The 16377-nt window shown below is 67.7% G+C and carries 10 protein-coding genes; 1 reads left to right on the plus strand and 9 read right to left on the minus strand.

Going from position 1 to position 16377, the window contains the following annotated elements:
* Positions 1–91: 91 nt before the first annotated feature.
* The 8 genes from DIE03_RS00725 to DIE03_RS00760 form a co-directional block, all read right to left on the minus strand.
* On the minus strand, positions 92–1522 hold the full coding sequence (locus tag DIE03_RS00725; protein WP_124446527.1) for an efflux transporter outer membrane subunit: 1431 nt from the start codon (positions 1520–1522) through the stop codon (positions 92–94).
* 4 nt (positions 1523–1526) lie between these two features.
* The gene (locus tag DIE03_RS00730; RefSeq protein ID WP_124446529.1) at positions 1527–4670 is read right to left on the minus strand and encodes a multidrug efflux RND transporter permease subunit; all 3144 of its coding nucleotides are present in this window, start codon (positions 4668–4670) and stop codon (positions 1527–1529) included.
* 20 nt (positions 4671–4690) lie between these two features.
* Positions 4691–5851, minus strand: coding sequence for an efflux RND transporter periplasmic adaptor subunit (locus DIE03_RS00735; RefSeq protein WP_124446530.1), 1161 nt, complete (start codon positions 5849–5851; stop codon positions 4691–4693).
* A 400-nt stretch (positions 5852–6251) separates the two neighbouring features.
* Positions 6252–6863, minus strand: coding sequence for an ankyrin repeat domain-containing protein (locus DIE03_RS00740; RefSeq protein ID WP_124446533.1), 612 nt, complete (start codon positions 6861–6863; stop codon positions 6252–6254).
* An 86-nt stretch (positions 6864–6949) separates the two neighbouring features.
* Entirely contained in the window at positions 6950–8485 is a 1536-nt protein-coding gene (locus tag DIE03_RS00745; RefSeq protein WP_124446535.1) for a catalase, read from the minus strand.
* Between the two features lie 226 nt (positions 8486–8711).
* Positions 8712–10199, minus strand: coding sequence for an efflux transporter outer membrane subunit (locus tag DIE03_RS00750; RefSeq protein WP_124446537.1), 1488 nt, complete (start codon positions 10197–10199; stop codon positions 8712–8714).
* Between the two features lie 13 nt (positions 10200–10212).
* Positions 10213–11799: an MDR family MFS transporter gene (locus DIE03_RS00755; protein ID WP_124446539.1), complete on the minus strand. Its 1587-nt coding sequence runs from the start codon at positions 11797–11799 to the stop codon at positions 10213–10215.
* On the minus strand, positions 11792–12916 hold the full coding sequence (locus DIE03_RS00760; RefSeq protein ID WP_124446541.1) for an HlyD family secretion protein: 1125 nt from the start codon (positions 12914–12916) through the stop codon (positions 11792–11794). The genes DIE03_RS00755 and DIE03_RS00760 overlap by 8 nt, the downstream gene beginning before the upstream one ends.
* Positions 12917–13007: 91 nt before the next feature.
* On the opposite strand from DIE03_RS00760, the gene DIE03_RS00765 reads away from it, so the two are divergent.
* Positions 13008–13844, plus strand: coding sequence for a CerR family C-terminal domain-containing protein (locus DIE03_RS00765; RefSeq protein WP_124446543.1), 837 nt, complete (start codon positions 13008–13010; stop codon positions 13842–13844).
* A gap of 27 nt (positions 13845–13871) precedes the next feature.
* Here DIE03_RS00765 and DIE03_RS00770 read toward each other — a convergent pair whose 3' ends face one another.
* Positions 13872–16337, minus strand: a complete 2466-nt coding sequence (locus DIE03_RS00770) for a mechanosensitive ion channel family protein (RefSeq protein WP_124446545.1) — start codon at positions 16335–16337, stop codon at positions 13872–13874.
* Positions 16338–16377: the final 40 nt, after the last annotated feature.

Here is a 16377-nt window from a genome sequence, read left to right on the forward strand (position 1 = left end):
CGTGCGATGTCGAACAATCGGGGCAGCCCGTTGCCGGGCTGAATCGCGCCGTCCCGATCTGCTGCTGTACGGGCGGAACGGCGCCGTTCGTTCAGTTCTGCACCTCGCTCTGCGACGGCGCGACGTCCTTGTCGGTCAGGCCGCCACCGAGCGCCTTGTACAGCGCAACGGCGTTGCCGAGCTCGCTGCGGCGCAGGTCGAGCAGCGCCTGCCGCGCCGAGTAGAGCTGCCGCTGCGAATCGAGCAGTTCCAGCCGCCCCTCGACGCCCGCGCGATAACGCAGGTTCGACAGGTCGGTGCGGCGTTCGGCCGAGCCGACCACGCGCGTCTGCGCTTCGATCTGGCGGCCGAAGGTTTCGCGCCCGGCGAGACCGTCGGCCACTTCGCGAAACGCGGTCTGGATCGAGCGTTCGTATTCGACGACCGCGCTGGACTTGCGCACTTCGGCGAGTCGCAGCTCGGAGCGCAGCCGGCCGCCCTGGAAGATCGGCACCGTGACCTGCGGCGCGAAGCTCCACGTGCGCTGGCCGCCGTCGAACAGGCTGCCCATCGCCGGGCTGAGGAAACCGATCGACGACGTCAGCGACAGGCGCGGGAAGAACGCGGCGCGCGCGGCGCCGATATCGGCATTCGCGGCGACGAGGTTCTGTTCGGCCTGCCGGATATCCGGGCGACGGAACAGCAGTTCGGAGGGCAGGCCGGCCGGCAGTTGCGTCATCACCGGTTGCTGCTGAAGCGGCAGCGGCTCGGGCAGATCCTTCGGCAGCTCGGTGCCGACCAGCAGGCGCAACGCATTGCGTGCCTGCTCGACGGCGCGCGTGCGCGCTTCGAGATCGGCCGTGGCGCTTGCGACCTGGCCTTCGGCTTGTGCGATGTCGACGCCGCTCGCCTGATGCGCATCCTTCAGGCGGCGTGCGAGATCGAGCGACTGCTGCCAGTCGGCGAGTGTGCGCTCGGACAACTGACGCTGCTCCTGCGCGAGGCGTTCCGCGAAGTACGCGTCCGCGACGCCGCCGACCAGCGAGATCTGCACCGCGCGGCGGCCGTGATCGGTCGCGAGGTAGCGCGCGAACGCCGCATCCGACATCGATTTCACGCGGCCGAACAGGTCGATCTCGAACGCGCTGATGCCGAGGTTCACGCCGTACTGGCTCTGCGTCGTGCCGAACAGCGGCGGGCTCGACTGCGTGTCGTCCGACGTGCGCTGGCGCGTGAAGTTCGCGCCGGCGCCGATCGACGGCAGGCGCGCGGAACGCTGGATGCCGTACTGCGCTTCGGCGGCCTCGACGTTCAGCGCCGCGAGGCGCAGGTCGCGGTTGTTTTCGAGCGCGAGCTCGATCAGGCGCTGCAGGCGGCGATCGCCGAACATCGTGCGCCAGCCGAGATCGGCCGCGTTGGCCTTGAGGTCGGCGGCCGCGGCGGCCGTGTAGGCCGTCGGCACCGGCATCGAGGGCTTGACCAGCGTCGGCGCGAGCGAGCAGGCCGACAGGGCGAGGACGAGGGGAAGAATAAGCAATCGCATGGCATCAACCTTCCTGTCCGTGAGTCGGGGCGGCCGGCTGCTTGCGGGAAGCCCGCCATGCGCCGATGCGCTCCTGGATGCTCATCACGAACACAAAGAAAACGGGGACGAAGAAAATGGCCAGTACCGTGGCGGTCACCATGCCGCCGAACACGCCGGTACCGATCGCGTGCTGCGTTTCGGCGCTGGCGCCGGTCGCGATCATCAGCGGCACGACACCGAGGCCGAACGCGAGCGAGGTCATCAGGATCGGACGCAGGCGCAGCTTCGACGCCTGCACGGCCGCTTCAATGAGTCCTTTGCCTTCCTCGCGCAACTGCTTCGCGAATTCGACGATCAGGATCGCGTTCTTCGCGGACAAGCCGATCACGGTGATCATCCCGACCTTGAAGAACACGTCGTTCGGCATGCCGCGCAGCAGCACCGCGCCGATCGCGCCGATCAGGCCGAGCGGCACCACCAGCATCACCGACAGCGGGATCGACCAGCTTTCGTACAGCGCGGCGAGCACCAGGAACACGACGATCATCGACAGCGCCATCAGCATCGGCGCCTGCGACGCCGACTGGCGTTCCTGCAGCGACTGGCCGGTCCACTCGACCGCGAAGCCCGGCGGCAGCTGCGCGGCAAGCCGCTCCATCTCGGCCATGGCCGCGCCGCTCGACTGGCCCGGCGCGGCGGTGCCCGAGATGCGCGCGGACGGGTAGCCCTTGAAACGCACCATCTGCAGCGGCGTCTCGGCCCATACCGGGCGAACCACTTCGGACATCGGCACCATGCCGCCGGCCGCGTTGCGCACGTACAGCTTCATCACGTTGTCGATCTGCATGCGTGCCGGCGCATCGGCCTGGATGATCACCTGCTGCATGCGGCCCGCGTTCGGGAAGTCGTTCACGTAGGTCGAACCCATCGCGGTCGACAGCGTGTCGCTGAGCGTCGTGAACGACACGCCGAGCGCCTGCGCCTTCGCGCGATCGATCTCGAGGCGGATGCTCGTGCCGGCGGGCAGGCTGTCCGGGTACACGCCGGTCACGACCTTGCTTTGCGCGGCGAGTTCGAGCAGCTTCGCTTCCGCTGCCTTGAGCGCCGCGGTGCCCTGGTTGGCGCGGTCTTCCAGGCGCATCGAGAAGCCCGAGCTGTTGCCGAGTTCGTCGATGGCCGGCGGCAGCAGGCTCATCACCGTGCCTTCGGTCACGCCGGCCATCGCCTGCTGCGCGAGCATGCCTTCCTCGATCGTCGACGAGCCGCCGCGGTTCTTCCAGTCCTTCATCACGGACCAGTTGATCGCCGCGTTCGAACCCTGGCCCGAGAAGCCGTAGCCGATCACGGAAATGCTCGACTGGATTGCCGGACGCGAAGCAAGATGCTTCTCCAGCGTCTTGACCACGTCATGCGTGCGCTCGGCGGTAGCGTCTGCGGGCAGCAGAAAGCTGGTGATGAAGTAGCCCTGGTCTTCGTCCGGCAGGAACGACGACGGCAGGCTGCGGAAGCCGAACACCAGTGCGCCCGAGATCGCGACGAACACCAGCATCACGCGGCCCGTGCGGCCGACCAGGCGGCCGACGCGCGTCTCGTACCATTTCGTCAGGATATCGAAGCGGCGGTTGAACCAGCCGAAGAAGCCGCGTTTTTCGTGGTGGCCCGGTTCGAGCGGCTCGAGCATCGTCGCGCACAGGGCCGGCGTGAGCGTCAGTGCCAGCAGCGCCGAGAACAGGATCGACACGGCCATCGACATCGTGAACTGCTTGTAGATCACGCCGACCGAGCCGCTCGCCATCGCCATCGGCAGGAACACCGCGGTCAGCACCAGCGTGACGCCGATGATCGCGCCGGTGATCTCCTTCATCGCCTTCGACGTCGCGTCCTTCGGCGACAGTCCTTCCTCGGCCATCAGGCGCTCGACGTTCTCGACGACGACGATTGCATCATCGACGATGATGCCGATCGCGAGCACCATGCCGAACATCGTCAGCACGTTGATCGAGAAGCCGGTCAGCAGCATCACCGTGAACGTGCCGAGCATCGCGACCGGCGCGACGATGGCCGGGATCAGCGTGTAGCGCACGTTCTGCAGGAACAGGTACATCACGAGGAACACGAGCACCATCGCTTCGAGCAGCGTGTGCAGCACCTTCTCGATCGAGATCTTCACGAACGGCGACGTGTCGAGCGGAATCGAGTAGGTCATGCCGGACGGCATCGACTTGCTCAGTTCGGCCATGCGCGTACGAATCGCATCGGCGGTCTTCACCGCGTTCGCGCCCGGTGCGAGCTGCACGCCGGCGAGGGTGGCAGGCTTGTTGTTCTCGCGGCTCACGAACGTGTAGTTCTGCGAGCCGAGTTCGACGCGCGCGACGTCGCCGAGCACGACCTTCGAGCCGTCCGCGTTCGCGCGCAGCACGACCTTCGCGAACTCTTCCGGCGTCGTGAGCTGGCCCTGCGCGGTGAGCGGCACGGTCACGCGCTGGCCCGCCAGCGCGGGCAGCGCACCGAGGCTGCCCGGTGCGATCTGCACGTTCTGCTGGCCGATCGCGGTGGTCAGGTCGCTCATCGACAGGCCGAAATTGATCAGCTTCTGCGGATCGACCCAGATGCGCATCGCGCGTTCGGAGCCGAACTGCAGCACGCGGCCGACGCCGTCGATTCGCCGCAGTTCCTCGGAGACGCTGCGCGCCATGTAGTCGGCGAGCGCGCCTTCGTCGAAGCGGCCGTTGTCGGAACGCAGGCCGACGATCATCAGGAAGCCGGACGATGCGGATTCGACGATCAGCCCGTTCTGGCGCACGGCTGCGGGCAGGCGCGGCTCGACCGACTTGATCTTGTTCTGCACGTCGACCTGCGCCATCTCCGGATTGGTGCCGGGCTTGAACGTCACGGTGATCTGTGCGGCGCCGGACGTATCGGCCGACGATTCGAAGGACAGCAGGTTCTTGACGCCGGACAGTTCGCGCTCGATGAGGCTCAGCACGCCGTCGTTCATCGTCTGCGGCGTGGCGCCCGGATAGGTCGCGGTGATCGTGACGGACGGCGGTGCGACCGACGGGTAGCGCGCGACCGGCAGTTGCGGGATCGCGATCAGCCCCGTCAGGATGATGAAGAGCGCGATCACCCACGCAAACACCGGGCGTCGGATAAAGAATTCAGCCATGGCTGGAGGCTCCTCGTGATTCAGTGCGCGGACGCGGTGGCGGCCGCGTCAGGCGACTTCCAGTCGGTCGCGGCGGCCGGCGCGCCGTCGACCAGGCGTTCCATCCCTTCGACGACGACCTTCTGGCCGGCCTGCAGGCCCGACTTGATGCGATAGCTGCGGTTCGTCAGTTCGCCGACCTCGACAGCCTTCAGATGCGCGGTGCCCTTCGCGTCGAGCACCCACACCTGCGGCTTGCCGCCGGCGCGCACGACGGCCTGTTGCGGCACCGTCACCGCGTTGGCGTAGTGCGCGCGCGGAATGCGGGCACGCACATACATGCCCGGCAGCAACTGTCGCTTCGGGTTGTCGACCAGCACGCGCAGCAGCACGTCGCCGGTGCCCGGATCGACGTTGACGCCCGAGAACAGCATGCGGCCCTTGACGTCGTAACGCGTGTCGTCGTCGCGCAGCACGTCGACCGGCAGGCCGTTGCTGTCCGACGCTTGCGGCTGCGAGGCGAGCGCGCCGCGCAGCGCTTCGAGCGAAGCAGCCGGCTGGCGCACGTCCACGTAGACCTGGTCGATCTGCTGGATGCGCGCCATCGGCTGGCTGTCGCCGCTCGACACCAGCGCGCCTTCGGTCACGAGCGCCTGGTCGATGCGGCCGGCGATCGGCGCTTCAACGGTCGCGAATTTCAGGTCGAGCTGGCGGCGCGCGAGCGTCGCGCGGGCCTGCGCGACATCGGCGGCGGCCTGGTCGCGTTGCGACACCGCGTCGTCGTACACCTGGCGGCTGATCGCATCGGCTTCGACGAGCGGCTTGAAGCGGGCCGTCTGCACCTTCGCGCGTTCGAGCGCGGCCTGCGCACGCTGCAGCGATGCGGCGGCGGTGTCCATCTCGGCCTTGAACGGTGCTGGATTGATCTGGAACAGCGGCTGGCCCATGCGCACTTCGGTGCCTTGCTCGAACAGCCGGCGCTGCACGATGCCGCTCACCTGCGGCCGGATCTCGGCCACCCGCACGGCCGCGACGCGGCCCGGCAGGTCCTCGGTGACGTCGAGGCGCGTGGCGGCCACGGTCATGGCCGCGACCGGCGTGGCCGGTGCGGCGGCCTGCTGTTCGGCGGGCCGGCAACCCGCCAGCATTGCCGCCACCAGCGCGCATACCGCGCTGTAGCAGCATCGTTTCTGATTCTTCATAGCGACTCCAGGAAACGCAGGCAGCCCACTGCCTGCTTTGACGGGCTGGAGTTTGCTTGGGTTAGTTGGGGGCTTTTATGCGGAAAGATGGAGATTCGATGGAGCCCGCGAAAGGAAGCGAAAAGCGGGGCGGCGGGTGTCGCAATGGTCGGACGAATGGGCGTGGCGCCGTGTCATGCGTGCGGTGTCGTCGGCATTCCGCCGGTCGGTCCGGTCGACGAGGATCGACCGCGACGTGATCGATGACGACCCGCTCGGCAACGAAGTGCCGGCGACGACGGGGGCCGAGGGGGGGCTGCTGGGCGCGGTACGGAATCGGGCATCCCGATCTGGAGCGGATCAGCTTCTGCCGGCTGCTCGACGCGTTCGCATCGTTCGGACGGTTGATCCGTAGCGCGTGCTACTGCGTGGCTCCGGCTTGCCGCAGCGCATCCGCAGCGTAGGTGTTGTCGTGTGTCAGTGCGAGCTGAAGCAGCGACTGCCCGCGCCGATCGACATGGTTCGGATTCGCGCCGTGCGCGACGAGCAGCGGAATCAGTTCGAAGCGATTGAACAGCGTCGCGAACCCCAGCGCGGTTTCGCCGGCGCCGTTCGTCTGGTCGATCGGGCAGCGCGTGTCGATCAGGCGGCGTGCGATGTCGGGTTCGTTCTTGAAGAGCGCACCCATCAGCGCCGTGTTGCCGTGGCGGTCGCCAACACATGCATCGGCGCCGGCCGACAACAGGTAGTCGAGCGCGGCAGGCTGGCCGTCGTAGGACGCGAGAATCACGGCCGTGTAGCCGTGGCTGTCGGCGGCGTCGACGGGATACCCGGCGTCATGCAGTGCGCGCAGGATGTCGACGCGGCCGACGCGTGCGGCGTCGAACCAGTCGCCGTCATAGCGGCGCAGTGCGGCAGGATCGGCCTTGCCGTAAGCAGGCTGGTCGGGCAGGTGCGCGCAGCCGGCGAGCGCGGCCAGCGCCACGGTCATGGCGGCCGCGCGGATCGTGTGCGTGAAGCGTTCGGGGCGCATGGGGATGTCCTGATGAAAATGTCGGGCCGACGTGCGTGGCACCACTACGCACACTACGCACGTCGGCAGCGACCGATGTCGCGGGATCAGTTCTCGCTCAGCTTCGCCGCGAGCGACTGCACTTGCTGTACGTTCGCGTGAACGGCCTGCGCGAGACGCGTGCCGTAGTCGGCATCGGCCTTGTAGAAGTACGACAGCATCGCGTACTGGTTTTGCGCGTTCTTCACCTGGCCGAGATCGCCGGACAGTGCGGTGACGAGGTCGTCCTTGTCCTGCTGCGACAGGCTGCGGTAGTACTCGCCGGCCTGTCGGAACAGCAGCTTCTTGCGGATCGCTTCCTGTTGCGTCGTGCCGTTGAGCGCCATGCGCACGGACTTGTACTGCGGATCCTGCGCGAGCTCGTGCTGCGTCGACGGCTCGTAGTTCACCTCGCCCTTGCGGTCGCCCGCGTTCATCTTGCCGTCCTGGTTGTTGTTGACCACCGGCACGACAGGGCGGTTGATCGGCAGGTCCATGTAGTTCGCGCCGAGGCGGTACATCTGCGTGTCGGCATACGCGAACAGGCGATCCTGCAGCATCCGGTCTTCGGACGGCTCGATGCCCGGCACGAGCCGCGACGGCGCGAACGCCGACTCCTCGGTCGACTGGAAGTAGTTGTCGGGCACGCGATTGAGCGTCATCGTGCCGATCTTGCGTTCAGGTACGCCGGTCCACACCTTCGTATCGTCCAGCGCGTCGAAGTCGAAGCGGTTCAGGTCCTTGGGCGTGAGCACCTGCACGTACAGATCCCATTTCGGGAAATCGCCTTGCTTCAGTGCGCCGTACAGGTCGTTCGTCATCAGGTTCCAGTCGCGGCCGATCGACGCGGCGATCTCTTGCGGACGCAGGCCGTGCACGCCTTGCTGGCTCTTCCAGTGGAACTTCACGTAGTGCACGTCGCCTTGTGCATTGACGAACTTGAACGCGTGCACCGCGAAGCCGTCCATGTGGCGATACGAATCGGGCATGCCCTCGTTCGTGTACAGCCTCGTCAGCATGTGGGTCGCTTCGGGCGTGTGCGCGAAGAAGTCGAATGCGAGGTTCGGGTCCTGCACGCCGGTCACGGCGCTCGGCTTGTTCGCGTGGACGAAGTCGGGGAACTTGATGCCGTCGCGAATGAAGAACACGGGCCAGTTGATGCCGACCATGTCCCAGTTGCCCTGCTGCGTATAGAACTTCACCGCGAAGCCGCGCGGATCGCGCGCCTGTTCGGGCGAGCCGCGATAGCCCATCACGGTCGAGAAGCGCACGAACACCGGCGTGCGGGTGCCCGGCGTGAAGACTTTCGCTTTCGTCAGGTCGGAGATGTCGGCGCTCGGCACGAACTCGCCGAATGCACCGGTGCCGCGCGCATGCACGACGCGTTCCGGAATGCGCTCGCGATCGAAGCGCTGCAGTTTCTCGATGAGCGCGGAGTCCTGCAGCAGCACGGGGCCGGCGGGGCCGGCCGTCTGCGAATTCTGGTTGTCGCCGACGGGCGCGCCCGTGTCGCGCGTGAGTTCGGCGGCGTACGGGGAAGCGGAGAAGGCAACGCAGATCGCGGCGACTGCGTGCCGCAGCACGCGATGGGAGGATGAGGACATGACGATGGAACTCCTTGAATCCGATCGGTGGTGGGGAAGCCGACTGAATTAGAAGAGATCGTCAGATGATTGGCTAATTGATATTCGATATGTTTTCGATAGCCGAGGTATCGACGCGGCGCCGGCCCGCTCGTTGCGGACGAAATGAACCAGTATTGTTGTGCGCGCAATGAGTTGTTGCGGCGCGCGTGATACACCGATCGTGCATCGTGCGCGCCGGCACCGGTTACCCGGCGTTCGCCTGCCAGCCGAGCCCGAGGCTTTTCTGCACGGACACGTAGTCCTTGATCAGCTCGGCTTGCCCGGCGATCACGTTCTGTTGCGCGGACAGCGCTTCGCGTTGCGTGTCGAGCAGGTCGATCATCGACGCGACGCCCGCGCGATAGCGCTCGTCCATCAGCGAGCGCGCATGCACGGCCGACGTCTGCACCTTCGTCAACGCGACGACGTGCTCGCGCTGGTGCCCGTAACGCTGCAATGCGGTGTTGGCATCCTGTAATGCACCGAGCACGGCCTTCTGGTAATTCGCTTCCGCTTCGTCACGCGACGCTTCGGCCGCGCGTACCGCGCCGCGCGTGCGCCCGAAGTCGAGGATGTTCCATTGCAGGTACGGTGCACCGACCCACGTGAAATTCTGCTTGCGGAACAGGTGGCCGGGGTCCGTCGCGCTGAAGCCGAGATCGCCGAGCAGCGTCACCTTCGGGAAATAGTCGGCCACGTGCTCGCCGATCTGCGCGTTGCTCGATGCGAGCCGGCGCTCGGCCGCGCGAATGTCGGGGCGCTGCTTCAGCAGCGCGGCCGGATCGCCGATCGCGACGTCGCCGGGCAACGTCGGCAGCGGGGCGTCCGCGGTCGACAATGCGGCATCCAGCGCGCCCGGCGCACGCCCCGTCAGGATCGCGAGCCGGTCGAGCGATTCCGTCACCTGCGCGTCGAGCGGGATCAGCGACGCCCGCGTGGTCTCGACCTGCGTCGTCAGGCGCTCGATGTCCACATCGGCCGCGACGCCGCGTGCGCGGCGCTGTTGCGTGAGTTCGAGCATCTTCTGCTGCAACCCGGCCGTGCGCTGCGACAGCGCGAGCCGTTGCTGCTGGTCGCGCAGGTCGACATAGGCGTTCGCGACTTCGGCGGCGATCGACACCTGCGTATCGGCGAGATCGGCGTCGACGGCTTCGGCCTGTGCGGATGCCGCTTCGACTGCACGACGCGTGCCGCCGAACAGGTCGATTTCCCAGGTCGCGTCGAAACCGGCCGAATAGAGTTGCAGCGGTCCCGAGCCGCCCAGCGACGGCGACGTGCCGCCCGACTGGTTCGAGCCGTTCGACGGCAGCAGCGAACCGAGCGCGCTGACGTCCGGTTCGCGCATGCGGATGGCCGCGACGGTGGCCGACGCTTTCGGCAACTGCGCCGCGCGCTGTTGCGAGAGCTGCGCGCGCGACGCGCGCAAGCGCGCCTGCGCCGCGTGAAGGTCGGGGTTGTACACGAGTGCGGCGGTGATCAGGTCGTCGAGCTGGCGATCGTGCAGTGCGAGCCACCACGCGCTCGGTGCCGGCGCGGTGGTGTCGATGCCGGAGGCCGGCGCGCGCACGAAGGTCGGCGCATCGGGTGCGGCGGGCGCGCCGCGATAGTCGGGGCCGACCGTGCAGCCGGCGAGCAGGCACGCGACTGCACACAGCGTGAGCGCAGGGCGGCGGGGCAGGGAGAAGGGTTTCATCACGTAAGACGGTTCAATGGCCGGACGACATCGGCTGCGGGCCGCGCGGCGTTCTCAGCATCAGGGCGAGCGGTACGCAGGCGAGCAGCGCGAGGCCCAGCAGATAAAAGGTTTCGGAGTAGGTCATCACGACGGCCTGGATCTGGATCTGCTGCGCCAGCTGCCCGAGCGCGCGCATGTTCGAATACGCGAGGTCGCCGGTGTGTGAAAACCAGTTGGCCGCATAGGCCGACAGCCGGTCCTGCCCGATCAGCGAGTTCGCGGTCACCGATTCGCGCAGCGCGGCCGTATGGAAGGTCGTGCGCCGGTCGATCACGGTGCCGATGATCGCGAGCCCGATCGAGCCGCCGAGGTTACGCGCCATGTTGTAGAGCCCGGCCGCATCGCCCGAGTCTTCACGCGCGACGGCCGCCATCGACGCCTGGTTGAGCGGCATCATCGCGAGCATCTGCGCAACGCCGCGGATCAGTTGCGACCACACGAAGTCATGGCCGACGCTCTGCGCGGTCAGGCCGATGTCGAGCATGCAGCTCAGGCAGAACAGCAGCAGCCCCGAGATCACGAGGATGCGGAAATCGACCTTGCCGAGCAGGCGCGGCAGGATCGGCATCACGAGGAAGGCCGGCAGACCCGACAACAGCATGATCGCGCCGGCCTGTTCCGCGTTGTAGCCGGCGACGATCGCGAGGAACTGCGGCAGCAGGTAGGACACGCCGTACAGCCCCGCGCCGACCGCGGACACGATCACGATCACGCTCGCATAGCGCGGGTTGCGCATCAGCGACAGCCGCATGATCGGCCGCTTCGCGAAGCGCTGCGACAGCGCGATCAGGACCATCCCGGCAAACGACACGATGCTCAGCGTGACGATCATCTGCGATTCGAACCAGCGCTCGCGCTGGCCTTCCTCGAGCACGACGGTGAGCGAGCTCAGGCCGATCGCGAGGCCGAAGATGCCGAGCCAGTCCGCGTTGAAGAACGCGTGCCATTGAGGGCGGTCCGACGGCAGCCCGAACACCAGCAGCGCCATCAGCAGCAGGCACACGGGCAGGTTCAGGAAGAAGCACCAGCTCCAGTTCACGTTCTCCGCGAGCCAGCCGCCGAGCACGGGGCCGAACAGCGGCCCGAGCAGCACGATCAGGCCGAACAGCGTCATCCCGACCGGCAGTTGCGACAGCGGCAACCGCGTGCGGATGATCGTCTGCGCGGTCGGGATCAACGCGCCGCCCGTGAAGCCCTGGCCGATCCGGCCGGCAATCATCATCGGCAGCGAATGCGACCAGCCGCACATCATCGAGAATGCGATGAACAGCGCGGAGTTCGTCAGCAGGAAGTTGCGCAGCCCGAACACGCGCGTGAGCCAGGCGGCGAGCGGGATCATCACGATTTCCGACATCAGGTAGCCGGTCGAGATCCACGTGCCTTCGGTGCCGGTCGCGCCGATTTCGCCCTGGATCTGCGGCAGTGCGGAGTTCGTGATCGAGATGTCGAGCGTCGCCATCAGCGCGCCGAGCGCGCCGGCCGCGACCGCGATCCAGTCGGTGACGCTCGCGCGGCCCTCGTGCGGCGGCACGGGCATCGTGGCGGACGTATCAGCCATGGCGTTTCTCGTCGCGGGCCGAACGCGTGTCGACGTCGACCGTCACCGACAGCCCCGGCAGCAGCATGCGTTGTGCGCGCGCGTTCGAATCGAGGCGGATGCGCACGGGCACGCGCTGGACGATCTTCGTGAAGTTGCCGGTGGCGTTTTCGGGCGGCAGCAGCGCGAACTGCGCGCCGGTGCCGGGCGCGAAGCTGTCGACGACGCCGGTCAGCGCGCCGTCCGGCAGCGCATCGACATGCAGCTCGACGGGCTGGCCGATGCGCATGTTGCCGATCTGCGTTTCCTTGAAGTTCGCGACGAGATAGATCGAGTCGACCGGCACGACGGTCAGCAGCCGCGTGCCGGGCTGCACGTACTGGCCGACGCGCACCGTGCGATCGCCGACGCGGCCGGCGAGCGTGCTGCGCACGATCGTGTTGTCGAGATCGAGCTGCGATTGCGCGGCGCTGGCCTGGGCGGCCTCGAGCTGCGCGCGTGCCTGCTGGAGCTGCGCGGTGAACGACGCGATCTGCGTGCGCGCGGCGGCGATCGACGCGTTGTTCGCGGCCAGCGTCGCGGCTGCCTGGTCGCGCGTGCTCTTCAGGTCGGCCACACGTTCGTGCGTTTCCGCACCGGTCGCCGCGAGCGGTGCATAGCGCGCGTACTCGTCGCTGGCGTGCTGCGCGTTGATGCGCGACACCTTCGCCTGTGCATCGGCCTGTTCCAGATTCGCGTGCTGCTGGCTGATGTCGGCTTCGGCGCGCGCGATATCCGCACGGCGGGCGTCGACGGTCGCCAGGGCCTGCGCGAGCGCGACCTGGTACTGGCGGACATCGAGCCGCACGAGCGGATCGCCGGCCTTCACGGCCTGGTTGTCGTGCACGTAGACGTCGGTCACGTAGCCGGCGACCTTCGGCGCGGCGGCCATGCTGTCCGCCTGCAGGTACGCATCGTTGGTGCTTTCGATGAAGCGGCCGACCGTCCACCAGCGGCCGAGCCAGACGGCGCCGCCGATGGCCGCGAGCACGGCGACGGCAAGCAGGATGCGCCGCTTCGATCCGCCGCGTCCGTTACGCGGTGTTGTTCCGTTTTCCTGACGATCTACTTTCTGTGTCGGGTCTTGCAGCGTCGACATACGGGATCCAATTTATTCCAAGTGGAAGAATTATTCCAGTTGCTAAAATTGTGTCAAGTAGAATGTCGATCGATCGAATGACGAGGCAGGCATGAACGAAGCGAAGAAGCTGCGCCGTACGTCGGCGGGCGGCTACGCGCGCGGCGACGAAACGCGCCAGCGGATCATCGAGGCGGCAATCGAACTGTTCGGCGAACGCGGGTTCGCGGGCGCGTCGACGCGCGAGATCGCCGCGATGGCGGGCGTGAACGCGCCGGCGCTCCAGTACTACTTCGAGAACAAGGAAGGCGTGTACCGCGCGTGCGTCGAAACGATCGCCGAGAACGGCTGGCAGGTGTTCGCGCCGGCGGTCGGCCATGCGCGGGCGATGCTCGATGGCCAGGCGAGCGTCGACGCGCTGATCGATGCATTCATCGGGCTGCTGCGTGCGCTGTCGGACCGGATGTTCACCGCGCCGAAGACGATGAACCAGCGGATGTTCTTCGCGCGCGAGCAGGGCGGCCAGGAACCGGCGAGCGCGAGCGAAATCCTGATGACGCGCATGCGCAAGCCGCTGAACGACGTGAGCGCCGAGCTGATCGGCCGTATTTCGGGGCGACCGGCCGACGATCCCGTCACGCGGTTGCGCGCGCTGAGCCTGTTCGGGCAGCTGACGGTATTCCACATCGCGCAGCGTTCGGCGTTGCAGTTGCTCGAATGGGAGGCATTCGACGGCGAGCGTGCGGCGCTGGTGACCGACACGATTGCCGACCAGACGCGCGTGCTGCTCGAGCAATGGCATGCGCAGCGCGACGCGTTGGCGGCCGGTGCGCAAAGCGCGGTGAAGCGCGGGCAGGGTGCCGCCGCGTCGAAACGCGCGGCGAAACCGGGGACGGCAACCCCCGCGGCGAAAGGCACGGCACGCGCAAGGAAACCCGCCGCGCGTTGAGCACGGCGCGTCACGCGCGTCGAACCGTCAGCCCGGCTTGCGCTCCCCGTTGCCGGGCGACGGCGGCCGGGCTGCCGTTTCGGGCGCGTTGCCGTTGCCGTTGTCGGTGGTGTTGTCGCCTTCACCGATTCCTGTGGGCCGCGATCCGTCCGCATAGGCAACGACGCTGCGCTGCGGATTCGCGATCCGGATGCCGCGTTCGCGGAACGTTTCCGCGATCCGCCGGTTGAATTCCCGCTGCACGCTCCAGCGCGTCGAGTCCGTGCACTGCATCTGTCCGGCCAGCGCGAGCGCTGCGCCGTCGACCTGGTCGATCCCCCAGTAGCTGAAGTCCGACAGGATGCCGTCGTGATACTTCGGATCGTCGCGCAACGCGGCGCCGATTTCCTTCAGTGTCGCGATCGCGCGATCGATGTCCTCGCCGTACGCGATGCTGACCTTGACGGCCGCGTTGCCGAGCCCGCGATTCGTATTGTTGACGGTCGTCACCGAGCTGAACGGGATCGTATACAGCGACCCGTCGCCCGCGCGCAGCCGCACGGTGCGGATCGACAGGTATTCGACCGTGCCCGACACGCCGGCAAGCGTGACCCAGTCGCCGACCTGCATCGCGTTTTCCATCAGCAGGAAGATTCCGGTGATGAAATCCTGCACGAGCTTCTGCGAGCCGAAGCCGAGCGCGACGCCGAAGATGCTCGCGCCGGCCAGCAGCGGGCCGACGTTCACGCCGAGCTGGCTGAGGCCCGTCAGTACGACGACGAGCGCGATCATCACGAACAGCAGCGAACGCAGCATCGGCAGCAGCGTGCGCAGCCGCGCGGCGCGCACCAGGTTGCCTTCGCGCGTCCAGCGCTGCAGGCGGCGCTCGATCGCGATGTTCGCGGCTTCCCACACGACGAGCGCGACGAGTGCCGCGATCGCGATCGTCACCAATGCCGACGCGAGCCGGTGGCCGATCGTGCCGGTCTCGAACGCGCGGAAGACCGGCACCCCCCAGGTCTGCAGCAGCAGCACGAAGGTCACGATGCCGATCGCGCCCGATACGATCTGGCGCAACAGCGGGTAATAGCGGTACGCGTGCAGATGAACGAGCGTGCGGTCTTCATCGCGGCCCTGGAACAGCCGCGCGAGTGCGCCGAACACGACGATCGACACCATCCGCATGCCGATCATCACGGCGATCGAGCGGCCGCCGAGCGTGATCAGCACGCGATAGCCGTTGTGGACGTCGAGCGCCCACACGAACCACAGCGCCATCACGACGAAGACCGACACGGGCGCCCACGCGTCCGCGAGCGCATTGCCGATCATGGCGAAGGCCGGACGGTCCGCGCCGGCCGCGCGAATCCGCGCGGCGACGGGCTGGCGGCACCGCAGGATCAGCGCCGAGATCATCACGTGCCCGACGAGCGCGACGGCTTTCAGCAGTGCGACGTGGCCGGCTTCGCTGAGGCCGAAGCTGGCGGCGATCTCGACCGCGGCCGTGCACGCACCGACCACGATCACGATCCGCGCGATCGAGCGCTGCGCGAAATCGGCCCATGCATCGCTGATATGCAGCAGCCGCAACTGCCGCGCATCGGGCTGGAAGAACAGCCGGCTGACGATCGTGACGAGCCGGCAGATCACGTAGATGTCGATCAGCGCTTCGAGCGCGGATTCGATCGGCGTGCCCGTGTCGCCGATCAGCGACATCGTCAGGCTCGCGACGCCGACGAACACGAGCAGCGGCACCGCGCGCAGCGCGAGGCTGACGAGCGCGCGCGGCATCCGGTACAGCAGCGTGGAGTGACGTCGCGCGTGGCCGCGGCTTTGCGACGCGGCGGGCGCAGCTTCGGCAGCGTCGGTGGCGCCGGGCGGGTCGGATGTGTCGGGCGGCGCGTGGTCGTCGTCGGAGGTGGCGGAATCGGGCGCGGCGGGGCGCGATGCATCGGCGCGTCGTGCGGCTACCGCGGCCAGCGCGCGTCGCAGCAGCCGCTTCGCGAACCATTCGACGACAAGTGCGGGCACGAGCACGGTGAGGATGATCCAGATCGCGTGCGTGAGATCGGCGCGCTCGTCGGCGCGTACCAGCCTGTCATGCCACCAGTTGCCGACCGAGCCGACATCGAGCAGCGAGCGCAGCGATTCCTTCAGCGCGCTGCCGATTTCGACAGCCCAGCGCGACCCCTGGCGGACGAGCATCGACGCAAGCCCGTTCGACGTGAGCGCAGTCGGGGCCGCGGCCGCCGATGCGCCGCTGGCTGCGGCCGCTTCGCTGGCGGCGACCGCGGGCGCACTCAATACGCCGACGGCCGCGATCGCGCGCAGCGTCGTTTCGACTTGCGCGCGATCGCGCGGGTTTTCGAGCACATTGAGTGCCTGCCGGGCCTGTTGCGGCGTCAGCGCGGGCGCGGTGCCGGAGGCGGCCGGCGCAGCGGTTGGGGTGGGCGTGGCCGCATGGGCGGCCGACACGACGGCGGCAAGCAGCCAGCCGAGGAGGAAATGTCGCATGGAGTAGGCATGGGGGTGCGCATCGGCGCGCGGCCCGCCG

Origin of the sequence: Burkholderia sp. Bp8992 (assembly GCF_003853705.1) — a bacterium.
Lineage (GTDB): Bacteria > Pseudomonadota > Gammaproteobacteria > Burkholderiales > Burkholderiaceae > Burkholderia.

Excerpts from the sequence above, each read along its gene's own strand:
- DIE03_RS00725 (WP_124446527.1), bottom strand. The coding sequence starts at position 1,522 with ATGCGATTGCTTATTCTTCCCCTCGTCCTCGCCCTGTCGGCCTGCTCG.
- DIE03_RS00730 (WP_124446529.1), bottom strand. The coding sequence starts at position 4,670 with ATGGCTGAATTCTTTATCCGACGCCCGGTGTTTGCGTGGGTGATCGCG.
- DIE03_RS00735 (WP_124446530.1), bottom strand. The coding sequence starts at position 5,851 with ATGAAGAATCAGAAACGATGCTGCTACAGCGCGGTATGCGCGCTGGTG.
- DIE03_RS00740 (WP_124446533.1), bottom strand. The coding sequence starts at position 6,863 with ATGCGCCCCGAACGCTTCACGCACACGATCCGCGCGGCCGCCATGACC.
- DIE03_RS00745 (WP_124446535.1), bottom strand. The coding sequence starts at position 8,485 with ATGTCCTCATCCTCCCATCGCGTGCTGCGGCACGCAGTCGCCGCGATC.
- DIE03_RS00750 (WP_124446537.1), bottom strand. The coding sequence starts at position 10,199 with ATGAAACCCTTCTCCCTGCCCCGCCGCCCTGCGCTCACGCTGTGTGCA.
- DIE03_RS00755 (WP_124446539.1), bottom strand. The coding sequence starts at position 11,799 with ATGGCTGATACGTCCGCCACGATGCCCGTGCCGCCGCACGAGGGCCGC.
- DIE03_RS00760 (WP_124446541.1), bottom strand. The coding sequence starts at position 12,916 with ATGTCGACGCTGCAAGACCCGACACAGAAAGTAGATCGTCAGGAAAAC.
- DIE03_RS00765 (WP_124446543.1), top strand. The coding sequence starts at position 13,008 with ATGAACGAAGCGAAGAAGCTGCGCCGTACGTCGGCGGGCGGCTACGCG.
- DIE03_RS00770 (WP_124446545.1), bottom strand. The coding sequence starts at position 16,337 with ATGCGACATTTCCTCCTCGGCTGGCTGCTTGCCGCCGTCGTGTCGGCC.